Source organism: [Mycobacterium] stephanolepidis, from assembly GCF_002356335.1.
In the GTDB taxonomy this organism is placed as follows: domain Bacteria; phylum Actinomycetota; class Actinomycetes; order Mycobacteriales; family Mycobacteriaceae; genus Mycobacterium; species Mycobacterium stephanolepidis.
In genome coordinates this window covers 4,487,089-4,505,287 of the sequence record NZ_AP018165.1, presented here as the reverse complement: position 1 = coordinate 4,505,287, position 18,199 = coordinate 4,487,089, and the positions used below count along the sequence as shown (strand labels likewise).

Genomic DNA, 18,199 nt, shown 5'->3' with positions numbered 1-18,199 from the left:
CCGCTGAGAGGGAGGTCACATAGGCTGTCGATCATGTCGATCATCGCCGAACGGCCGCTCTTCTCGAAACTTCAGACTCTTGCGAAGCGCGGTGGCGCTGAGCTGCATTATCTCCGCAAGGTCATCGAGGCGGGCATGCTCAAACTCGATCCGCCCAACGTGCTCGCGGCGATCGTCCGCGACTTCTACCGGTTCGGGGAGATCGGTGCGGTACCGGGCTTCGGAGCGCACCGCAGCCCGGCTCGAACCGCCATCATCGACGACGAGGGCTCGATCACGTACGCCGAGCTCAACGACGCCGTCAACGCCCTGGCCCACGGCCTGAACCGCCTGGGTATCAAGGGCGGCGACGGAGTGGCGATCCTGGCGCGCAACCACCGCTGGTTCATCATCGCCAACTACGCCGCACACCGCGCCGGTGCCCGGGTGATCCTGCTCAACACCGATTTCTCTGGGCCGCAGACAAAGGAGGTCGCCGAGCGTGAAGGCGCCCGTGTCCTGATCTACGACGCGGAGTATGCCGAGTTCCTGGACGGATACAGTCCCGAGCTGGGCCGGATCATGGCATTGCCGACCAACCCGGAGAACCCGGATCAACCCGCCTCCGACGACGAGACCATCGCCTCGGTGATCAAGCGCAACAGCACCTCTGCTGCGCCGCGCCCCTCGAAGTACTCCTCGCTGGTGATCCTGACCAGTGGCACCACCGGCACGCCCAAGGGTGCGCCGCGCAAGCTGGCGCTGACCCTGGCGCCGGTCGGCGGCATGTTCTCGCATGTGCCGTTCCGCTCCGGCGAGGTGACATCGGTGCCCGCCCCGATGTTCCACGCCTTGGGATACCTGCATCAGAGCCTGGCGCTCACCCTGGGCTGCACTCTGATCCTGCATCGCAAGTTCAAGCCGGAGAACGTGCTCTCCGATATCGAGAAGTACCGGGTGACCGCCGTCGTGGTCGTTCCGGTGATGCTCAACCGCATCCTGAACGCCATCGATGAGGCCGCGAGCAAGCCCGACTTGTCTTCGCTGCGTATCGTTTTCGTGTCGGGATCGCAGTTGGGCGGCGAGCTGGCCTCCCGCGCGCTGGACACGCTGGGGCCGGTGATCTACAACCTCTACGGCTCCACCGAGGTCGCCTTCGCCACCATCGCGCGGCCCCAGGATCTGGCCATCAACCCGTCCACGGTGGGCCCCGTTGTCAAGGGCGCCACCGTGAAAATCCTTGACGACGAAGGAAAGCCGGTCTCGCAGGGCATCGTCGGACGGATCTTCGTGAGCAATGCGATCCCGTTCGATGGCTACACCGGCGGTGGGCACAAGCAGATCATCGACGGACTGATGTCCAGTGGTGACGTCGGCTACTTCGACGAGCACGGGCTGCTCTACGTCTCCGGACGCGATGACGAGATGATCGTCTCGGGCGGCGAGAACGTGTTCCCGGCGGAGGTTGAAGATCTCATCAGTGGACACCCGGAGGTCATCGAGGCCACCGCATTGGGGGTCGACGACCCGGACTGGGGCGCACGGTTGCGGGCGTTCGTGGTCCGCCACCCCGAATCGACGGTGGACGAGGACGGCATCCGCGCGTACGTGCGCGATAACCTGGCACGGTACAAGGTGCCACGTGACGTTGTCTTCCTGGATATCTTGCCGCGCAACCCCTCCGGCAAGATCCTCAAGCGCCAGCTGCGCGACTTGGAGGTGTAGTCGATGTCCCGGGAACATGACCGTGCCTATGACGTGGTCCTTTATGGGGCGACGGGATACGTCGGCAGACTGACCGCGCTGTACCTGGCAGGACGCGTGGAGGCCACCGGTGCGCGGATCGCACTGGCGGGACGAAACACCGAAAAGCTTGCCGCCGTGCGTGATGAGTGTGGGCCGGCGGCGCGCGACTGGCCGTTGATCGAGGCCGACGCCACGCGACCGGCCACGCTGGCGGCCATGGCAGCCTCGACCCAGGTGGTTGTTACCACTGTCGGGCCGTACACGAAGTACGGACTGCCGTTGGTGGCCGCGTGTGCCGAGGCCGGAACCGACTACGCGGACCTGACCGGTGAGGTCAATTTCGTGCGGGAGAGCATCGATGTCTACGGCAAGCAGGCCGCCGACACCGGCGCCAGGATCGTTCATTGCTGCGGATTTGATTCCATCCCATCGGATCTGAGCGTGTACGCGCTGTACCGGCAAGCTCAGGAAGACGGCACCGGCGAGCTGCTCGAGACAACCTATGTGCTGAGCAAGTTCCGCGGCGGTGTCAGCGGTGGCACGGCCGCGTCCATGGTCGAGGTGATGGAGGCGAGTGCCGAGGATCCGGAGGTGCGCCGTAACTCTCAGGACCCCTACTCGCTGAGCCCGGACCGTCCCGCCGAGCCTGAGGTGGGGCGTCAACGCGAATTTCAAACGCTTCGTGGTGAATCCGTGGCGCCGGAATTGGCGGGCAAGTGGCTGGGAGCATTCTTCATGGGGCCGGTCAACACCCGGATTGTGCGACGCAGCAACGCATTGTTGGATTGGGGCTACGGAACCCGGATACGTTATCGCGAGGTGATGAGCCTGGGAAGTTCGGTGGTCGCGCCGATCGCCGCGGCCGCCATCACCGGATTTCTGACAGCGGGCTTCGGGCTGGGAACTCGGGTTCGGATGCCGAAATTCGTTGCGCAGCGCCTACTTCCGAAGCCGGGTTCGGGCCCGAGTGAGCGCACCCGGAACAAGGGTCACTACCGTGTCGAGACGTACACAACCACAACCCAGGGTGTGCGTTATCGTGCGGTCATCGCACAGGAGGGCGACCCCGGATATAAGGCAACCGCCGTGCTCCTGGGTGAAAGTGGCCTGACCCTGGCGCTCGATCGCAGCGAATTGCCGGACAGGCTTGGGGTTTTGACGCCTGCGGCTGCTATGGGAGATCCGCTGCTGAAGCGGCTGCGGGTGGCCCAGGGCGTGACGGTCGAAGTCGAACGGCTCTAGTTCTCCGTTAAACGAAGGAGTGGGTGTATGTCGGTATCAGTGGTAGACGCGGGGCCCCAGCAGGTTCGTCGTTCAGTCGATGTATCTGCTCCGGCAGCGGAATTGTTCGGTATCGTCGCCGATCCGCGCCGTCATCACGAACTGGACGGGTCGGGCACTGTCGGCCAGAACATCCGCACGCCCGATCATCTCGAGGTTGGTTCGCGCTTTTCCACCGGCATGCGGATGTTCGGGCTTCCTTACCGCATCACCAGCACCGTGACGGAGCTCCAACCGGACAGGGTCATCGAATGGCGGCATCCGCTGGGCCACAAGTGGCGTTGGGAATTCGATGCGCTATCGCCCACCAGTACCCGTGTCACCGAGACGTTCGACTTCCGTAATGCCGGTGCGATACAGACCCTGCTGAACTACAAGCTGCCTGGCTTCATCAAGGCAAACGCCAGTGGAATCGAGGGCACACTGACGCGACTTCAGGGCCGCTACAGCTAGTCGGCATGAGGTCCGCCGGGACGGAGATTACCCGGCGGACTCCGTGGCGGTGCGGGTAACCGGCTGCTCGTGAGCTATCGCCTCGAGCACCGTGACGATCTCGTTGACAACCTCGCCGGCGCGCTCGTTGGGCAGCATATGACCCGAGCCCGGGTAGGTGCGCAGTTCGTTGGTCTGTAGGGCCGCGGCAATGATGCGGGAATCGCCTGCCGGAGTGAGGAAGTCACGGCCACCTGCCAGCACCGCGGCAGGCTTGCCGCGGTAGGCGCCCAGGCCTTCGGTCAGGTCCTCGTGCAGCACCATGCTTTCGGCGGCATCCTTGTAGCTGCGCGGGGTTCCGGAGCGGATCTGGTCCCACACTCGGCTTACGTCGTAGGGCCGTGGGTCACGCCCGAACACCAACGTCGAAATGATGGGGCGCATCAAATAGCCCTGCTGGAGGAACCAGCCCTGCGCCACCACACCCAGGATCACCGCCTTGACGACTTCGAACACCGGCGGGACGACCCGGAGCCGGTGCAGCAGCCTGCCCGCCGAGGTGGCGACAAAGACCGCACCGGATATCCGTCGCGCGACCAGGTCCGGGTGATATTCACCGAGGCCCATCATGGTCATGCCGCCCATCGAGTGACCGACGATCACGATCTGCCCGGTCGGGATTTCGGCATTGATGAAGTCGGCTGCATCCGTCGCCAGTTGGGGAACGTTCACCGAGCCTTGGGGCGCCGGATCGGACTGGCCGTGGCCCCGGTGATCCAGTGCGAGGATGCGCAGTTCGGGATTGCGCTCGTGCAGCGGACCCGCCACGTCGTCCCAGGCCTCACGGTTCTGGGTCCAGCCGTGCAGGAACAGTACGGTGACGGGCGCCGTGCGGTTCCCGGTATCGGAGAACCCGATTCGGGTGCCGTCAGCAGCGGTGAAAAAGTCCTCATGCTGACGCCACGCGGTTTCGGTCGCGGTATTACGGGTCACGCGGTAGTCCTAACAGTCGCTCGGCAATGATGTTTAGCTGCACTTCGGAGGTGCCACCGTAGATGGTGGTGGCACGGCTAGCTAGAAGATAGTCGGCCCAGCGACCTTGTTCCTGCTCGGAATCGCCGATAGCGCCGTCCGGTCCGAAATGGTTCACCACGAACTCGGCGTATCCCTGTCCGGTGCGCATGCCGAGCAGCTTGGACACGGCTGCCGAGGGCATCGGGTCCCCGCCCGCCAGCGTGAGGAGCGTGGAGCGCAGATTCAGCAGCTTCACGCCGTGTCCTTCGGCGATGAGTTGGCCCGCCCGGTCGCGTGCGACCTCGCTGAGTTCGTGCTCGCCGATGAAGGACACCAGATCGTCGAGGCTGGCAAGGAACGGCAGGTCGGAGCTGCCGATCGAAACCCGTTCCGCGGTGAGGGTGTTGCGGCTGACCTCCCAGCCGCGGTCGACCTCGCCGACGACCAGCTCATCGGGTACGAACACATCGTCGATGAAGACCTCGTTGAACAGTGCGCCGCCGGTCATCTCGCGCAGCGGCCGAACGGTGACACCCTCGCTCTTCATGTCGACCAGGAAGTACGTGATGCCATTGTGTTTAGGAGCGTTGGGGTCGGTCCGGGCCAGGCAGGCACCCCAGTCGGCGAACTGGGCCACCGAGGTCCAGATCTTCTGGCCGGTGAGGCGCCATCCGCCGTCCACCTTGACTGCCTTGGTGGACAGACCCGCGAGATCGGACCCGGCGCCGGGCTCGGAGAACAGCTGGCACCACATCATCTCGCCCCGGAACGTGGGAGGCAGGAATCGCTGCTTCTGCTCCTCGGTGCCATACGCGACGATGGACGGCACCAGCCAGGTCGCGATGCCGAGCTGGGGCCGGCGCACCTTTCCGGTGAGGAACTCCTGGGAGATGATCACCTGCTCGATGGGTGACGCGGCGCGCCCCCACGGCGTCGGCAGGTAGGGCAGTACCCATCCGCCTTCGGCGATGGCGGTGTTGCGCTTCCCGGACGGGATCTCCTTGAGAGCGGCGACCTCGGCACGAATCTCCTGGCGCAGCGCCTCGGTCTCCGGTGCCAGGTCGATATCTACCTTGCGCAGGCCGTGCTCGACCGCCGTGCGCACCACGGTCGTCGGCGCACTGCCGGAACGCCCCAGGGCGGCAATGAGACCCAGCGCCCTGCGGTAGTAGATGTGGGCATCGTGTTCCCAGGTGTAGCCGATACCGCCGTGTACCTGGATGCAGTCCTGCGCGCATTGCTGGGCAGCCGCCGGTGCCAGTGTCGCCGCCGCGGCGGCCGCGAACTCCACAATGCCCGCGGTCTCGTCCTCATCGTCGAGGGCGCGTGCGGCGTCCCACACCGCAGCGGTCGCACGTTCGGTGACGGCGGCCATGGTGGCGCACTTGTGTTTGATGCCCTGGAACTGTCCGATGGGGCGGCCGAATTGCTCACGCACCTTGGCGTATTCGGAGGCGATGTCGGTGGCCCAGCGGGCCACGCCGACGGCCTCGGCCGACATGATCGTGGAGATGATGCTGGTGGCCCGGGCATCGGTGAGGTTGGTCAGCACGCGATCGGCGGGTACCTGAACCGCGGAGGCCGTCACATGGGCGACCGGTCGCAGCCGGTCCACGCTCTGCTGCGGTGCAAGGGTGACGTCGTCGGCGCTCAGGACCACCCACACTCGATCGGTACCGACCGAAACCGGTGCCACCACATAGGCCGCCGACGCCGCCGTCAATACCGAACGCGCCTGCCCGTCGACGGTGAGGCCGTCGCCGGAGGCCGCACCGTCGAACGACGATGTGGAGGCGAAGGTGGCGATGGACGCACCCGAGGCCAGGTCGCTCAGCAGCGGGTGGTCGGGATCGTGACCGCTGATCAGCGCGCTCGCGATCACCGACGGGACGAACGGCCCGGGCACGGCGCCCCGCCCGAACTCGGCCACCACAATCGCCAGCTCCAGTGCGCCGAATCCTTGGCCGCCAACGGATTCGGCAAGATGTACGGAGGTAAGACCCTGATCGGCAGCGGCCTTCCAGAACGGAGGAGGCCACGGCAGGGGCGTTTCGAGGGTCTCGTGCAGCAGCTCGGAGGGCACCACACGTTCGACGAACGCATGCGCCGAATCTGCAAGTGCTACATGCTCACTGTTGATGGCGATAGGCATTGGTTGCTTCCTAACTAATCGGCGCTGGGCTCGCTGTGGCTGGCGCGGTTCTCGTATGCGGCACGCGCCGAGGTGCCATGGGCGTCGAGCATGAAGTGGTCCATCCCCAGCGATCGCGCCGCGGGACCGTACAGCGCCCTGGGCAGCATGGCCGTTGTCCGCAGCAGCGGGCCGAGTTTCTTGGGCACCATGACGGGGAACTTGCCTTTTCGTACGGCCTTGAGCACACCGGCGGCAATGTCTTCGGGCTGAACGATTCCGAGTAGCCAGTGTTCTTCGAGACCGGCCACCAGCTCGGTGTTGACCACGCCGGGCATCACGCAGACAACGGAGATGTTGTCGTCCTTGAGTTCGAGAGTCAGCGACTCACAGAGACCGACCACGGCCCACTTCGTCGCGCAATATGTGGCGAGCCCGGGTACGCCCATCTTGCCCGCTGCCGACGCGATGTTGACGATCACGCCGCCACCGCGCGGCTTCATCCGCGCTATGGCGAGCTGGCTGCCCCACATGACGCCGCGCACGTTGATATCCAGCTGACGTTGGATGGATTCCAGCGACTCTTCCCCGAATGGTGTGATCGGCATGATGCCCGCGTTGTTCACGATCACGTCGACGGGCCCCACGGTGGCCGCGATGGTGTCTAAAAAGGCCTCGAAGCTGCCGTAGTCGGTGACATCGAGTGGCAGGCCGATGGTGCCGTTACCGATCTCGGCCGCGGTGTTCTCACACAGCTTTTTATCGATATCGCCGATCGCCACCTTCGCGCCTTCGGCGGCGAACGCCGTGGCGATGGCCCGGCCGATTCCGCGTGCTCCGCCGGTGATGGCGACGACCTTGCCCGCGAGCTGTACAGCTGTTCCCATTCGTCCTCCCACGCCATTGTGGTTCGTTTACGAATACTCTCTAGTGTAAATCTCCGGGCGCTAGCCTAGCGCACGCGGTCAGCTAGCGGCAGTCCCTCATGTATACGCCGGCAGTTGTCTATCGCGTGCTCCAGATAGCGCGTCATGGTGTCCGCCGTGAACCATGTGACGTGTGGTGTGAGCACCACATTGGGCAGGGTCAGCAGGGGGTTGTCCGGCGAGATCGGTTCCTGTGCAAAGACATCCAGTCCTGCCGCCCCGAGGGGGCCTTGTCGCAGCGCGTCGATCAGTGCCGTCTCGTCGACGACTGCGCCGCGTGAGGTGTTCACCAGGACCGATCCGGATTTCATCCGGGCCAGGGCCGCGGCGTCGAGGAGGCCAGAGCTGGCATCGGTCAGCGGGAGATGCAGCGACACGATATCGCTGCCGGTCAACAGGTCATCCAGGCTGCGCCAGCCCGCGGAACCGTCGTTGCGGGTGCTGGTGTGCAAGACACTGGCGCCCATCGCCAACAGGATCTGTTCCAGAGTCTTGGCGATGTTGCCGTATCCCACCAATCCGACTGTGCAAGAGCCGATATCGCGCACAGTGTCGCCCAGGGACTGATCGGTGGGCCACCCGCGACCAGCGCGGATGTCTCGGTCCAGCCGTGGCAGCTGCCGCAGTGCGGCGAGCATGAGCAACAGCGCGCCCTCGGCGACCGAGGGCGCGTTCGCGCCCGGCATGTTGGCGACGGCCACCCCCTGCGCGGACGCGGCATCCAGCGCGATGGTGTTCACCCCGGCACCGAACTTGTGGATCAGCCGCAGCTGTGCGCCCTTGGCGACGTCGTCGGCAGAGAGCGGACGAAGCACATGCCACAGCACCTCGGCATGCGGTAGCTCGGCGTAGAAGGTGTCGACATCATCTTCGGCACAGAAGCGCACGTCAAGCCAATCGGCGTGTGGTGCAAGCTGTTCGCGGACGCGTGGGCCGCCCGGAAAGTGGGCGAGGACCTTCACTCCCACCGCTTGCTTGCCCACTCTGCAATCGTATCTGCCTGCTCCTGGCGGGCTCCGGGGTTCTGGAAGTAGTGGTCGGCGTCGACGGAGGCCTGGGACTTGTCGGTCGAGCCCAATGCGTCGTAGATGTGTTGAGCATCCGACGGGAAGACGCCGGTATCGCAGTCGGCGTTGATGACCAGCGCGGGAACGGTGACATCGGCAAGATGTGGTTCGGCCCGGGTCTGCGCGTGCGACAGGCTCCACATGCCGAGCCAGTTCTTCAGCGTGGTGGCACAACCGATTCCGAAAGTAGAGCGGTTGGCCTTCACCGGCACACCCGCGTAACAGAGGTTGGCCGGGCGTTTGGTGGGCTCCAGGGTGGGATCGACCATGCGGGGGTCGGCCCAGGTCCGGTGCACGGTGAAGGCGCGGTCGCTGAATCCGTCGGCGCGCACGCGGGCGAGCTCGTCGAGCGCCCATGCGGTGATCCGGTGGTTACGCGCCACCTGTCCTTCGCGGTACTTGGTGACGAATGCTGGGGAGTAAGCCGGTCCGTTGTCCTCGTTGAACAGGTCCAAGGCCGGGTCGGTGGAAGTCGGGTCGCTTTCATCGATGACCGAGGCGTCCATCCAGTCGGTCAGCACGTCGGGGCGGCCCAGGTGTGCGGCGCTGGCGACGTAGCCCGATGCGGCAGGCAGAGTGTCCAGCCCCTGCGCGGGGCGCATGCCCTCCAGGGGTGTCACCTTGGGAGCCGCCGCTTGTGACTGATACGCCGCCATGAGCGAGCCGCCTCCGGAATTGCCCAGCAGCAGCACGGTTTCCACGCCCGCCTCTTCCTGTAGCCAGCGCACGCCCACACCGATGTCGACCAGGGCGTGGTCGAGCAGGAAGTGGCTTTCGAATCCCCGGAATCGGGTGTTCCAGCCCAGGAAACCGTATCCGTGCCGCGCCAGGTATTCGGCGATGTAATGCTCTGAGAAGTCGATCTGATAGTGGGTGGCGATGAAGGCGATCCTGGGCCGGGTACCCGCGGCCCGGTGGTACAGCCCCTGGCATGGATGTCCGCCGGCGCCGTTGCGTCCCGCGGTGGGCGATGGCAGCCCGACAAACTCTCGCTCGACGGTCAATTCGGTGGGCATTCAGCAGACCTCCTTGGAATAGATGGCGCGATAACAGATTCCGGCCAGGGTGTCGATGCAGGCATCGTCGTCGACGGTGGCGGCATTTCCCTGGCTGAGCTGGTTGTAGGCGAACTGGTTCATCATCGAGACGATGGCGCTGGCCATGAGGTGCGGATCGTTGCCGGGGCTGTATCCGTCGCGCTGTGCGCGTTTGATGGTGGTGGTCAGGAAATCGATGGGCTCGGAACACATCTGGTTCCAGAACTCGGCGAATTCGGCGTTGATCATGGCCAGCTGCGACACGCTGATCATCTCGGCGAGTTGGTGGCGCCAGGTGAGCCAGTGTGCGGTCGCGATGTCTCGCGCGCGCTGCTTGTTGGAGCGCCCGTGCCCGATGACCGCAGATACCCGTTCCTGCGCCTCGGTGCGAAATCGCATGGCCCACTGCGCGACCATCGCCTCTTTGGAGTCGTAGTAGTTGTAGAACGATGCCGTGGACCGGCCCGCCTCGGTAGCGATATCGGCGACGGTGGTGGCGAGTATTCCCTTGCGGGCAATGACAGTTCGGGCGGCCTCATCGATCGCGGCCTGGGTTTGACGGCCTCGCACGGTGGGTTGGACCACGACGTCCCTCTCTCGCCGAACGGGTATTGACCCGTTTCTGAATCTGATGTTAGATTCAGGTTAGCGTAAAGCGCAAGACAGTCATGCGGTCGGATCAAGGAGGCTCCCCGTGACGATGATCAAACCGAACAACCCCAACTCCGAGTTCGAGTTCGGCGGGTTCAACCATGTGGCGCTTGTGTGTTCGGACATGGCGCGCACCGTGGACTTTTACACCAACGTGCTGGGCATGCCGCTCATCAAGTCGCTCGATCTGCCCATGGGGCAGGGGCAGCACTTCTTCTTCGATGCCGGGGGCGGCGACAGCCTGGCATTCTTCTGGTTCAAGGACGCGCCGGACGGCGTCCCGGGCATTTCGGCCCCGCCTGCCATTCCGGGAATCGGCGACATCGTGAGTGCCGTGAGCTCCATGAACCACATCTCGTTGCACGTCCCCGCCGAGAAGTTCGACGAGTACCGTGTCAAGCTCAAGGCCAAGGGTGTGCGAGTGGGGCCCATTCTCAACCATGACGAGAGTGAATTCCAGGTATCGAAGGAGCTGCATCCGGGCGTGTACGTGCGGTCCTTCTACTTCCTCGATCCCGATGGAATTACTTTGGAATTTGCTTGCTGGACCAAGGAATTCACCGCAGCGGATGTAACGGTAGCGCCGAAGGCGGCTGCTGAGCGCACCCCGCGGGAGGTCGCTACCGCCTGACCGGGTCGAGGAGCCGGGTCAAGACGGCGATGAGCTCGTCCGAACTCAGCGTCAACTGGCCGGAAACCCAGGCCGCGAGCGTCTGGCCGACGCCGCCGACGGCGAAATAAGCTGCGGCGCGCATCGATTCATCGTTCGGTAGCTGATATGTCTTGTTCAAGTGTTGACCGGAGAGCGCCGCGAAGAGCTGCTCTGCCGCGCTACGGCGTTGTGCGATTACCGAATTCGCCGGATTGCTACCGAAGAGCAGGTGGCCGATTCGTGGGTCGGCGGCAATGACGTGCACGATATTGGCGATACCGGCTGCGGTCTTCTTGCGCAGCGGCGCGGCGTCCACTGCTTTCTGGGTTGAGGTGGCGACCTCGCCGATCACGCCGTCGTACACCTGCGCCGTCAGCTCGTCCAGGTCGGTGAAGTTTTCATAGAAGTACCGGGCGACCACGCCGGCCTGCTTGCATACGCCGCGGACCGTCACGCTCGGCGCGGGACCGGAGGTCAGTAGGTCAAGACCCGCCTCTAGGAGCCGATTCCGACGCTCGGCCTGGCGGTCGGGGGCCTGTACACCCCCATAGACCCGCGATGACGTCACCAGTACATCTTGACAGGTGGCACCCCATTGAGAGATATTTGAGAACAATCGTTCGCAGATTAAGGGGTCAACGGTGACAATCGAGCGGGTGTCTGAAGTGGATGAAACGGTCGTCGGTGACGGCGGCCCGGGTACCCGGAGTCGTCGCGGCGAGCCGGTACCACCGGCTGCGCGTCTCTCGCCGGGATGGTCTTGGCGGCGTCAGCCCACCATGGTCGACAACATGATGGGGCTGGCCCTGCTGGCGGGCCCGGCCAACATCGTCATGCAATTGGCGCGCCCCGGTGTGGGATACGGCGTCGTCGATAGCAAGGTAGAGAGTGGACGCGCCGATCTGCACCCCGTCAAGCGGGCGCGCACCACATTCACCTACCTGGCGGTGGCCACCATGGGCAGCCCCGAGCAGAAGGCGGCATTTCGCAAGGCGACCAATCGATCGCATGCGCAGGTGCGTTCGGCCCCCGGAGACGCGGTGCAGTACAACGCCTTCGACCCGGACCTGCAGAAGTGGGTGGCGATCTGCCTCTACAAGGGATTCGTCGATGTGTACGAGGCTTTCGTGGGTCCGATGACGCCCGATATGGCCGAGCGGTGCCTGCAAGAAGGCGCCGTCATGGGAACCACGCTGCAGATGCCGCTGGCGATGTGGCCGAAGTCGTGTGCGGAGTTCGACGCGTACTGGCAGCAGTCCCTGGATCAGGTTCATATCGACGATCACGTCCGGCCCTACCTGTACCGGATCGTGTCGGCGTCCATTGCGGTTCCACGGTTCATGCGCAGGCCGGTGGGTGCTTTCTCGAGACTCATCTCGACGGGATTCTTGCCGCAGCGGTTCCGGGATGAGATGAGGCTGCCCTGGAGCCCGGCACGTCAGCGAACCTTCCGGGGTGTCGTCACGCTGCTGGGCGTCGCCAATCGCCTGTTGCCCAATGCGCTGCGCCGCTTTCCCTTCAACGCTCTGATGATCGACCTCAACTGGAGAATTCGCAGCGGTCGCGATCTGGTCTGATCAATCGTCGAGCTAACACGTGGATCTTGTTAGCGGCGCCTCGCGGGCACCATCTTCTTCGTGACCATGTGGTTAAGAGTGTTACCAAACTTATTGAATTCGACGTCTAGTTATGGGCAAAACCATCCGCGTGCTCGGCGTGTGGGCTGGTGGGCGCGGATACTCGCCGCGCGGCGGGCTCTGGTTGTGACAGATGTGTTGCGCCGTCATTGACAGAAGCGGGCCCTATCATTGCTGGGGCTACGCGGGGTGCCGTGGCCCGCGAGTTAACAATGTACGCAGCGAACTTTACGGCGAGTGATCAAATCTGCCATTTACGCAGTACAAAGCCCAAAAGTTCGGGATCTTGATCGTGGGCGATCTGTACGCACCGCACATTTGCCTTATCGCCATAGTGACGCTGGCCACAATTGCGGAAGCATGTGGCTCTGGTGTTGCCAGATGGTGCCTCAGTAGTTAGATTTCCCCCGGTACGAAAACTGGTAACGGATGTTCCCTTTCTGGGGGCGCGAAATACCGGTCGTTTGCACGAGGGTTCTCATCGTCGGGTTGCGCCGAGATTTCCGCGCCCGACGCCTCATGAAACGAGCACTTTTGTATTTGCTGTTGGGGCTGTTCTGAGAGGACACGCGCGTGGTCGCGGTGAACGAGGGCTCGTCTGCAACGACCCGGCTGAGGGGCCGGATCGGCAGCGTGCGGCGCCCCCGCCGGTCCTCATCGGCAGTCGGTCAGACCTCCGCGGGGCACCGCGCAGCGCGGTGGGGCGAGCAGTACAGCCGGTGGTTGCTGATCTCCGACACCGCCATCGTGGCGGGTGCCGGCTGGACCGGGGTCGAACTGCGTAACGCGACGGATCCGATGACTCCTGTCGAGCTGTGGATCCGGATCGGCTTCTTCTGCTACTGGGCGCTGCTGCTCGGGGTGTACCGCAGCAGGGATCTGCACCTCATGGGCAGCGGCGGCGAGGAATACCAGCGGGTGCTGCGCGCGACATTCCACATGTTCGGTCTCTTCGCCATTGTCAGCGTGCTGTTCAAATTCAACGTCTCGCGTTTCGCGCTGGGGATGGCGCTCATCGTCGGGATCGTGTTCCTGCTGCTCAACCGCAAGCTCAGCCGGACCTGGCTGAACCGACAGCGTGCACGCGGTAAGCAGATTTTCAGGGTGGTGGTGCTCGGCGGTGACGCCGCGGCGCTCAACCTTGCCGAGGCTTTCGGGCGTGACACCGCGCTCGGATACCGCGTGGTGGGCGTGTGCGTCCCCGGATACCTGGGTGCACCGGGCCAGAACATCGAGGTCATCGACCGGGTCATCCCGATCCTGGGCGCCGAGGACCGCATCGTCGCGGCGGTGCTGGAGGCCGGCGCGGACACGGTGGCGGTGACGGCCACCGAACAGCTTGGCCCGGAGAAGATGCGTGAACTCGCCTGGCGTCTCAGCGAGATCGGCGTCAATCTGCTGGTAGCGCCGGGTGTGTTCGACGTCGACCAGCCGCGGGTCCGGGTGCGGCCCGCCGGTTCGGTGCCGCTGATCCATCTCGCCGAGCCCCAGTACGAGGGTGCGTCCCGGCTGCACAAGGTTCTCTTCGACCGGATCGGCGCGCTCCTGCTCCTCATCGGATTCAGCCCGATCCTGCTGGCCTGCGCCCTTGCGGTGAAGTTGGAATCGCGCGGTCCGGTGTTCTACTCTGCCGAGCGCATCGGCGTGCGGTCCAAGCCCTTCCGCATGATCAAGTTCCGGTCCATGGTGGCGGACGCAGACCAGATGGTGGCAGCGTTGCTGGCACAAAATGATGGCGCCGGGCCACTTTTCAAGATGCGCGAAGATCCGCGGGTCACCGTGGTGGGCAGGTTCCTGCGCCGTACCAGCCTCGACGAGCTGCCCCAGCTGATCAATGTGCTGCGCGGGGAGATGAGCCTGGTGGGTCCCCGGCCACCGCTGCGGCGTGAGGTCGAGGAGTACACCGACGTCATCAAGCGCAGGCTGCTGGTCAAGCCCGGCATGACCGGTCTATGGCAGGTCAGTGGGCGTTCCGACCTGCCGTGGGATGAGGCGGTGCGGCTGGATCTGTCGTATGTCGAGAACTGGTCCATGGTGTCGGACGTGTCGATCCTGTGGCGCACATTCCGTGCGGTGGCGCGTAGCGACGGCGCCTACTAGCGCGCCATCCACGCGCCCACGCATGTCAACCTAGTTGTCACAGTCGCGGAGTATTGTCGCGACCATGCGTACCGATCGGGATAATTGGGACATCAACACCAGCGTCGGCTCCACCGCGCTGTTCGTAGCGGCCAGCCGAGCGCTCGAGGCCACGAAACCCACGCCGCTGGCGGTCGATCAGTACGCGGAGGTTTTCTGTCGCGCCGCAGGTGGGGAATGGGCCGATCTGGTCGCCGGCGGTGTACCCGAACACCCTTTGCGTTCAGAGGAATTCGGACAGTACTTCGTGAGCTTTCAAGGCGCACGCACCCGCTACTTCGATGGCTACTTCGGCAGGGCGATCGAGGCCGGCGTCCAGCAGGTGGTAATCCTGGCCTCGGGGCTGGACTCGCGCGCCTATCGACTCGACTGGGCGCCGGGCACCACGATCTTCGAGTTGGATCAGCCGCTCGTGCATCAGTTCAAGCACGAGGTACTCGCCGGGCATGGCGCCGAACCCAAGGCGTCTCGGCAGGAGATCTCCATCGACCTCCGCGAAGACTGGGGTAAAGCACTACAGGACAAGGGCTTCGATCCGTCCGCACCGTCGGCGTGGATTGTCGAAGGACTGTTGATCTACCTGCCGGCCGACGCGCAGGAGCGACTTTTCGAGTCCATTGATCAACTGGCCGCCCCGGGCAGCTTCGTGGGCATCGAGCAGATGACGACGTACGCCGATGTGGTCTTCGACATGCTGGTCGCCGGCGCCAACGAAAGCGGCGATCAGGCCAATTCGGACTTCTTCTCGCTGATCTACAACGAGCAGCGCAGCGAAGCCTCCACCTGGTTTCATTGCCACGGTTGGGATTCTGTGCGCACCGAGCTGCTCGACTACCTGAACGTCTCGGGGCGCACTGTGCCGGAGCCGAGCCAACCCGCGTGGTACATGTTCAATTCGATCAGCCTGGTCTCGGCAGTGAAGGGTTAGATATTCAGATGCCGATCGAGGAATCCGGTCATGCGGCGTAGGTAGTCGCCCTGATTCACGTGCAGGATGTGATTTCCGGGGAACCAGTGCAGCGCACAGCGATCCCAGTGTTCCCACAGCATCTCGGCCTGTTCGGGCGGCGCTAGCCTGTCGCCGAGTCCGGTGATGATGAGGCGCTGCTCTTTTGGTACGACCGGCTGGTAGGTGAGGGGCGACGAATAGGAGAGCGCACCGTCCAGCTGGTTCTGATCGAGATGTCCCAGCTTGGCGGCCAGCTTGATCGTCGGTTCGGCCGGAACCCAGCCGTGCAGAAGCGATTTCACATCGACCACGGGAACGTTGGGGATGGTGACATCGATTCGGCGCTCGACGGTGGAGATCAACCCGGTGGTGTATCCACCCAACGACAAACCCGTCAGCCCGATCCTTTCCACGCCGGTGCCGCGCAGATAGTTCACAAAAATCCGGAAATCGTGGACGGCCTGACACATCGACTCCGAGAAGCCGGTGAACCCGTGGCTGAAGTACCCGGCTCCGCTGAACGGTGAATACTTCTCGGCGCGCCTTCCGTGAAAAGGCAAGGTGTACAACAAGATGTCGTAACCGTTGCGGAAAAACCAGGGGAGCGCGAAGAACACCCCGTTGAGCAGATACGGCGATCCGAAGAACCCGTGAATCACGCACAGGGTGGGGCGTGGACCGTCGTCGTGGCGCCAATGCTGTGCGCGCGCGATGCTGTTGTGCGGGAAGCGTTGCCAGTAGTCACGCAGAGCGGGATTGCGTGCCACGTAAGGGCTTTCGAAGTCCAGGTTCTCGACGTTGCCCTTGGCCAGGGCCTGCGCGAGCGGCCCCGCGGGGCGCGAGAACACCACGGGTGTGGTCTCCGGCGCGGGGAAGGAAAGGTCCGCATCGCCCACAGCGGCAAGCTCGCCGTAAAAGGCCAGGTTGTCGCGTTCGCGCGCCACGAACTCCCTGTCGATGACCAGGCTCGGGGCCACCACTCCCATGACCGATAAGGCGCCGACGGTGCGCAGAGCGATGTCGGTGAGCGCGGAGGTTTCGACCATCGCGCGCTCGCGAAAGGTCAGGTCACCGCTGCGGGGCAGTTGAGGGCGCTCGGTGGGCGCGGCTCGCGGAGTGATCCGCGGCTGATCTATGGGTTCCGATAGCTCCGCTGTCATGGGTGTCCCTTTCGCCCCCTGTGCTAGCCACGCTGCTAGCTCATAGCGAATGCTAGGGCACCCAAGTGAAATTCGTCCGGCAAGTGCGGTGATGCCGCCGTCTTAGCGGGAGTCTGGAAACGGCGGGAAAGACAAGCAAAATAGTGTGCTGCTCAGGTTCGCGGGCAGCACAAATAACGTTTACGTTTCGACCAGTTTCGACAATAAAACTTGTGCCGTCAACCCCTTGTGCTAGCTGAGGGGCGGGTTCAGAGTGAAGGTATGTCCGAAGCATGGATTGAGGGCTTGCCGGTCCAGCGGATCATGTTCCGTGACGGATTGGTAATCAGCCTGGGTGACTACAACGAGGTGGTTATCGCCGTGCCGATGTGGCTCACGCTTCCCCCTGCGGGACGGTGGCCACGGGAAATTGTTTGCGTCGATCCGAAGGCAATCCTGGATGAGGAGCGTCCGCTCTTCAGCATCTCCGGTGCAACGTGCACCGAGGCCAGGTGGAACGACAAGGGCGATTTGCACATGGAGTTCTCCGATGACCACGCGATCGACGTGCCGCATCACGACTTTGACACGGCGTGGGAGATCTATGGCAAGTACCACGGGTATGTAGCCAGTCTTCCGCGCGGCAAGGTCCGGGTGGTGCGCCACGATGTGCCGGAGGAAGCCGGGGCCTAACCGGTTTCGCCGCGATCGAACCCGACGGTGGGTTGGTTCGTGGTTACCGCGTGAGGCTTCTCGCGGTGGCATGTGCGTCAGCGGTACTCGCGACAGCTGCTGGTGTGAATGCTCCGCCCGGCATGCCCGAGCGCAGTGCGGTGTTGGACGTGGGCTTGGCGGCGGCGGTGCAGCCCGCGCCTGGGGCGCTGATTACCCAGTTCCTGGCCAATCAGGTGCAGAACTGCTCGCTGATCTGTCCCTTCGTGGTCCAGGGCGCCGTCCAGATCCCGACGGCGGCGTTGTTGACGCCGGGGACATTCGTGACGCAGCTGCAGGCGGGGCAGCCGCTGGTGCAGGCGCTCGGGCTGACCGGCGCGACGGTCAGCGGGCCCGCCAACGAGGTGTGGACCGGGCTCATCCGCACCGACCTGGATCAGGTGGTGCCACGCACACAGTTCGGCACCGAGGTGATCGCGGTGGGGCTCGTGCGGATCGGCGAGGCGGTGCTCACCCGGCCCGGTCAACTTCCGGGGGTCCTTGGGGCAGGCGCGCACCGATCTCTTCGACGCGTTGAACACCCCCCCCAGGCCCGGAGCCCGTGCCGGTGGTGCATACGCCGTTGGAGGCGGCGGCGGTGCGCGGCACCGAAGTGTTTTGGGCGGTGGCATTTCATTCGACAGAACAGCTCACGCTCGTTGTGACGCGGGTGCCCAAGGGTCTGCCCAGGGTTTGGTTGACTCCTGA

General features: G+C 64.2%; 16 protein-coding genes and 1 pseudogene. 9 read left to right on the top strand and 8 right to left on the bottom strand.

What is annotated here, in order from left to right; genetic code table 11:
- Window positions 1-33: 33 nt before the first annotated feature.
- The 3 genes from fadD2 to MSTE_RS22365 are packed head-to-tail and all read left to right on the top strand — an operon-like array spanning window position 34 to window position 3,459.
- On the top strand, window positions 34-1,704 hold the full coding sequence (gene fadD2, locus MSTE_RS22375) for a long-chain-fatty-acid--CoA ligase FadD2 (RefSeq protein WP_070921103.1): 1,671 nt from the start codon (window positions 34-36) through the stop codon (window positions 1,702-1,704).
- A 3-nt stretch (window positions 1,705-1,707) separates the two neighbouring features.
- A complete protein-coding gene (locus MSTE_RS22370) occupies window positions 1,708-2,967 on the top strand; it encodes a saccharopine dehydrogenase family protein (RefSeq protein WP_070921102.1) in 1,260 nt (419 codons plus the stop codon).
- Between the two features lie 27 nt (window positions 2,968-2,994).
- Window positions 2,995-3,459, top strand: coding sequence for an SRPBCC family protein (locus MSTE_RS22365; protein WP_070921101.1), 465 nt, complete (start codon window positions 2,995-2,997; stop codon window positions 3,457-3,459).
- Between the two features lie 27 nt (window positions 3,460-3,486).
- Here the strand turns inward: MSTE_RS22365 and MSTE_RS22360 are convergent, their stop codons facing one another.
- The 6 genes from MSTE_RS22360 to MSTE_RS22335 form a co-directional block, all read right to left on the bottom strand.
- Complete coding sequence (locus MSTE_RS22360) at window positions 3,487-4,431, bottom strand: alpha/beta fold hydrolase (protein ID WP_070921100.1); 945 nt, start codon at window positions 4,429-4,431, stop codon at window positions 3,487-3,489.
- Window positions 4,421-6,604, bottom strand: coding sequence for an acyl-CoA dehydrogenase (locus MSTE_RS22355; RefSeq protein WP_096504509.1), 2,184 nt, complete (start codon window positions 6,602-6,604; stop codon window positions 4,421-4,423). Before MSTE_RS22355 ends, MSTE_RS22360 begins: the two co-directional genes overlap by 11 nt.
- A 14-nt stretch (window positions 6,605-6,618) precedes the next feature.
- Window positions 6,619-7,470, bottom strand: a complete 852-nt coding sequence (locus tag MSTE_RS22350; RefSeq protein ID WP_046255035.1) for an SDR family oxidoreductase — start codon at window positions 7,468-7,470, stop codon at window positions 6,619-6,621.
- A gap of 65 nt (window positions 7,471-7,535) precedes the next feature.
- A complete protein-coding gene (locus MSTE_RS22345; RefSeq protein ID WP_096504507.1) occupies window positions 7,536-8,492 on the bottom strand; it encodes a 2-hydroxyacid dehydrogenase in 957 nt (318 codons plus the stop codon).
- Window positions 8,468-9,592: an alpha/beta hydrolase gene (locus MSTE_RS22340; RefSeq protein WP_096504505.1), complete on the bottom strand. Its 1,125-nt coding sequence runs from the start codon at window positions 9,590-9,592 to the stop codon at window positions 8,468-8,470. Before MSTE_RS22340 ends, MSTE_RS22345 begins: the two co-directional genes overlap by 25 nt.
- Window positions 9,593-10,198: a TetR/AcrR family transcriptional regulator gene (locus MSTE_RS22335; protein WP_030097221.1), complete on the bottom strand. Its 606-nt coding sequence runs from the start codon at window positions 10,196-10,198 to the stop codon at window positions 9,593-9,595.
- Between the two features lie 115 nt (window positions 10,199-10,313).
- On the opposite strand from MSTE_RS22335, the gene MSTE_RS22330 reads away from it, so the two are divergent.
- The gene (locus tag MSTE_RS22330; RefSeq protein ID WP_096504503.1) at window positions 10,314-10,895 is read left to right on the top strand and encodes a VOC family protein; all 582 of its coding nucleotides are present in this window, start codon (window positions 10,314-10,316) and stop codon (window positions 10,893-10,895) included.
- Here the strand turns inward: MSTE_RS22330 and MSTE_RS22325 are convergent.
- Window positions 10,885-11,487: a TetR/AcrR family transcriptional regulator gene (locus MSTE_RS22325; RefSeq protein WP_162291716.1), complete on the bottom strand. Its 603-nt coding sequence runs from the start codon at window positions 11,485-11,487 to the stop codon at window positions 10,885-10,887. The genes MSTE_RS22330 and MSTE_RS22325 overlap by 11 nt on opposite strands.
- Before the next feature lie 70 nt (window positions 11,488-11,557).
- Here MSTE_RS22325 and MSTE_RS22320 point away from each other — a divergent pair, with 70 nt between their 5' ends.
- The 3 genes from MSTE_RS22320 to MSTE_RS22310 all read left to right on the top strand — a co-directional run bounded on the left by MSTE_RS22320 (window position 11,558) and on the right by MSTE_RS22310 (window position 15,620).
- Window positions 11,558-12,493 carry an oxygenase MpaB family protein gene (locus MSTE_RS22320; RefSeq protein ID WP_096504499.1) on the top strand — a complete coding sequence of 312 codons (936 nt, stop codon included), beginning with the start codon at window positions 11,558-11,560 and terminating at the stop codon, window positions 12,491-12,493.
- 633 nt (window positions 12,494-13,126) lie between these two features.
- Window positions 13,127-14,653 (top strand): sugar transferase, encoded by a 1,527-nt coding sequence (locus MSTE_RS22315; RefSeq protein ID WP_231896940.1) that lies wholly within the window; start codon window positions 13,127-13,129, stop codon window positions 14,651-14,653.
- A 64-nt stretch (window positions 14,654-14,717) separates the two neighbouring features.
- On the top strand, window positions 14,718-15,620 hold the full coding sequence (locus MSTE_RS22310; protein ID WP_096504497.1) for a class I SAM-dependent methyltransferase: 903 nt from the start codon (window positions 14,718-14,720) through the stop codon (window positions 15,618-15,620).
- Here MSTE_RS22310 and MSTE_RS22305 read toward each other — a convergent pair.
- Window positions 15,617-16,801 carry an alpha/beta hydrolase family protein gene (locus tag MSTE_RS22305; protein ID WP_096504495.1) on the bottom strand — a complete coding sequence of 395 codons (1,185 nt, stop codon included), beginning with the start codon at window positions 16,799-16,801 and terminating at the stop codon, window positions 15,617-15,619. The two genes, MSTE_RS22310 and MSTE_RS22305, sit on opposite strands and share 4 nt — an antisense overlap.
- Window positions 16,802-17,062: 261 nt before the next feature.
- On the opposite strand from MSTE_RS22305, the gene MSTE_RS22300 reads away from it, so the two are divergent.
- Both MSTE_RS22300 and MSTE_RS22295 read left to right on the top strand, forming a co-directional pair.
- Window positions 17,063-17,473: a DUF6188 family protein gene (locus MSTE_RS22300; RefSeq protein ID WP_030097214.1), complete on the top strand. Its 411-nt coding sequence runs from the start codon at window positions 17,063-17,065 to the stop codon at window positions 17,471-17,473.
- Window positions 17,474-17,622: 149 nt separating this feature from the next.
- Window positions 17,623-18,167, top strand: a pseudogene (locus MSTE_RS22295) (hypothetical protein); the annotation flags it as partial.
- Between the last annotated feature and the right edge of the window lie 32 nt (window positions 18,168-18,199).